This window comes from Dankookia rubra, assembly GCF_004355005.1.
Taxonomy (GTDB): domain Bacteria; phylum Pseudomonadota; class Alphaproteobacteria; order Acetobacterales; family Acetobacteraceae; genus Paracraurococcus; species Paracraurococcus ruber_A.
On the sequence record NZ_SMSJ01000206.1, the window covers coordinates 1 to 3,649 of the forward strand.

At 68.8% G+C, this 3,649-nt stretch carries 2 protein-coding genes; both read right to left on the bottom strand.

Going from position 1 to position 3,649, the window contains the following annotated elements; translation table 11 throughout:
* Positions 1-274: 274 nt before the first annotated feature.
* Entirely contained in the window at positions 275-2,788 is a 2,514-nt protein-coding gene (locus E2C06_RS35820) for a PAS domain S-box protein (RefSeq protein WP_165982903.1), read from the bottom strand.
* Positions 2,781-3,461, bottom strand: coding sequence for a recombinase family protein (locus tag E2C06_RS35825; RefSeq protein ID WP_133293300.1), 681 nt, complete (start codon positions 3,459-3,461; stop codon positions 2,781-2,783). Before E2C06_RS35825 ends, E2C06_RS35820 begins: the two co-directional genes overlap by 8 nt.
* Positions 3,462-3,649: the final 188 nt, after the last annotated feature.

Consider the following 3,649-nt stretch of genomic DNA (forward strand, 5'->3'; position numbering starts at 1 on the left):
GGTTATGGAGTGTGATACATTCGAGCGGCGCAGAACACCGGAGGGGCGGAAAGGCCAAGAAAGCGTAAGGGGTGCCTTTTCGACGGCGCTGCGCCGCTCCCGGTGAGCGGGACTTATCAGAGGTAAGCAGGTTTCGGAGAGCCGCAGGGCACTCTGGGAGCGTGAGGCGTTCAAGGCAGACTGAACGACGAAATCAGGATAGGTCCGCATTATAGCCTGACTGTTTGGTGTGACCTGAGACGGGATCGCGGCACAGCTTGTCCGAAGCGGCGTGCTATGCGCCGGGGCTCCTCTCTTTCCCCTCCCGCCCTGTTTTCAGGAGTGCCTGGACCCGTCGTGCCAGAGTGTCGAGCTCAAAAGGTTTGCCGATCACCTCGACACCCGGTGGCAGCGACGTTCCGGCGTAGCCGGTGATGAACAGCACATGCAGGCCTGGCACCCGCTCGCGCGCCGCCTCGGCGACCTGCCGTCCGTTCATGCCGTTCGGCAGCCCCACATCGGTCACCAGCAAGTCCGGGGTTGCCGCGGCGAGAACGCGCAGTGCCTCCGCGCCGTCGCGCGCCTCCAGCACCATGTAGCCCAACTCGCGTAGACAGTCGGCCGCTGGCCACCGTGCCGCGGCCTCGTCGTCGACCAGCAGCACCGTCCTATGCGGGCCCGACCGAGCCGGCGGCGGCGCGATCGCCTCTTCCACCGCCTGCATGCGATCGTGCAGCGGCAGGAAGAGACGCACCGTGGTGCCCCGCCCCGGCGCGCTCTCGATCCGCACCAGGCCACCCGATTGCCGCACAAAACCGTAAACCTGGCTCAGCCCCAGCCCCGTGCCCTGGCCCTGGCCCTGCGGCTTGGTGGTGAAGAACGGGTCGAACACCCGCGCGAGCACCTCCGGCGGCATGCCCGTCCCCGCATCCGCGACCGAGATCGCCACGTAGCGGCCCGGCTTGGCATCCCCGTCCGGGATGTCAGTTGCCGCGACATGCACGTCTGTCGTGGCGATCGCCAGTCGTCCGCCCTCGGGCATGGCATCGCGCGCGTTGATACAGAGGTTCAGCAGGGCGCTTTCCAGCTCGTTGGCGTCGCACAGCACGCTCCCGGTGCCGCCGCGCAGCTGCAGCTCCACCGCGACCCCAGGGCCCATCGTACGGCGGATCAGGTCCGCCAAGCCCGCGACCAAGCCGTCCGCATCCACCGGCTTGGGGTCGAGGCGCTGCCGGCGGGCAAAGGCCAGCAGGCGGCGGGTCAGCCCCGCCGCCCGCCCCGTCGCCTCGCGCGCGGCGTCAAGATAGCGCTCGGCCTGCGCAACACGGCCTTCGCTGACGTGACGACGCGCCATCTCGACGCTGCCGACAACGCCCTGGAGCATGTTGTTGAAATCGTGCGCGATGCCGCCGGTGAGTTGGCCCACCGCCTCCATCTTCTGTGCCTGCCGCAGGCTCTCCTCAGCAGCCATCAACTCCGTCGTGCGCGCGGCAACGAGGGCCTCAAGTTCCTCGTGACTACGGGCCAGCACATCGCGGGCGCGCACCTGCTCGTCGATGTCAGTGCAGGAGCCAATCCAATCGACGACCTCGTCGCCGCCGTTGCGAACCGGCATGCCGCGCATCTGGAACCAGCCATAGTGGCCGGTGTCCGCCTGACGGATGCGGCAATCGACCCGGACCACGCCGTCCGACCCCGCCTCCTGCCATGCCTTCAGCGCGGCCCCGCGGTCGTCGGGGTGCAAGGCATCCAGCCACCCGCGGCCGAGGCTGGCCTCGCCTGACAGGCCGGTATAGGTGCTCCACTGCGGCCCCGCCCAGGTCCAGTCCCCGCCGTCCGCCGAGCGCCAGACCAGCTGCGGCAACCCCTCGATCAGCGCGCGCTGCCGCGTCTCGCTCTCGCGCAGCTGCTCCTCGACCGCCCGGCGTTCGGTGACGTCCTGGCCGATCTTGAGGAACCCTCGCAGTCCGCCATCCCTGCCGCGCAGTGCGATGACGGTGCCGTCGATGAACACCCGCCTGCCGTCCTTGCGGATGTGCCAGCGCACGTTCGGTGCGACGCCATGCAGGCGGGCGGTCTCGATCTCGTCCTGGTCCACATGGTGTGCCCGGTCCTCAGGCGTGAACAGGGTGCTGCTGTGCTGCCCGACTGCCTCGGCCGCCTTCCAGCCGAAGACAATCTCGGCGCCGGGGAACCAGTCGGTGATCCAGTCCTCCGCGTCGGTAACGAAGATCGCATAGTCACGCGCCGCCTCCACGATCAGACGGAACCGCTCCTCGGTCGCCCGAAGCCGGCTGACCTTGTGCAAGCGGTCGATCACCGGCCCAAGGATGGTGGCGTAGGTGCGCAGGAACTCGGAGTCGTCCGGACCAAAGGCGCGCGGCTGGGTGGCGTCCACCTGCAGCAGGCCGTAGGTCCGTCCGCCAGGCAGGAAGATCGGGACATTCGCCAGCGCGACGACCCCGGCGTCCCTCAGGAACGCAGGCACATCGAAGCGGGCTTCCTCGTGGATATCCTGGGTGATGACGGGCCTGCCTGCCTTGATCGAGAAGGTCTCGGACGACCGCTCGCGCATCTCCAGGCGCAGCTTTCCAACGATATCCGGGGCCCAACCCACGCCCGCCCGCACCAGGAGCGACTGACCGTCCTGCTGGATCTCAAGAATCTTGGCGTGCTTCGTCCCGAGTGCCTCGCTCACCAGGCGACAGGCCTCGGTCAGGACCTCGTCCAAAGTTTCGCTGCGCAGGGCGTACTCGCCAAAGTCGGCGAGTATTCGCTGGCGCGTTGCCGCCTGCTTCCCGTCAGACATGCCGTCCGCGCGCCCCCGCGTCTTCTGGAACCACCCGTGTCCCAGGCTCCCGCTCCGCGCCGAGGTGGCGGAGCAGTCTCTCGCCGTCCGGTCGGAGACGGCCCTCGGGATCCACATGGCGGTAAAGCGTCTGGCGAGTGATACCCAACTCGGCGCAGAGCGCGCTCACGCCCGTGTCCCGCCGGCCCATGGCAACCTGGGCGAGGCGGAGCTTGGCCGCGGTCATCTTGTACGACCGCCCGCCGAGGCGACCGCGGGCGCGTGCCACGGCCAAGCCCGCCATACCGCGCTCGACGAGCAGCACGCGCTCGAACTCGGCTAGCACCGCAAAGGCGTCGAGCATCAGCCGGCCGTTCAGGGTGGCGGTATCGATGGCCGCCCCCTTGCCGGCGAGGACGCGCAGTCCCACGCCGCGCTCGGTCAACTCGTGCACGAGGTTGACGAGGTGCCGCAGGTCGCGCCCCAGCCGGTCGAGCGTCCAGACGACCAGGGTATCGCCGGGGCGCAGGCTCGTCAGGCAGGCCTCTAGCCCGGGCCGCCCAGCGTGCCTGCCCGTGGCGTTGTCCTCGTACAAGCGGATCGGGTCCACGCCGGCGGCCAGCAGCGCATCGCGTTGCTGGTGGAGGGTTCCGGCGCTCTTCGCCTTACTCGCACGCATGTAGCCGATCAGCACGGGGGTTCTCCACGCTACAAACCGCAGCGCGCGGAACGTCGCCGGGGCGCCGTTGCCCCTGCCGACTGCGCGGTCACACAACCCGTCACCTCCGCTTACCGCTGCAAACGATGGGCGCACGATTGCGCGACACCTACCGTTGAGTGCTCGTGGAGCTTTGCGCGATTGGGAGTACGACGGCCGCTTAG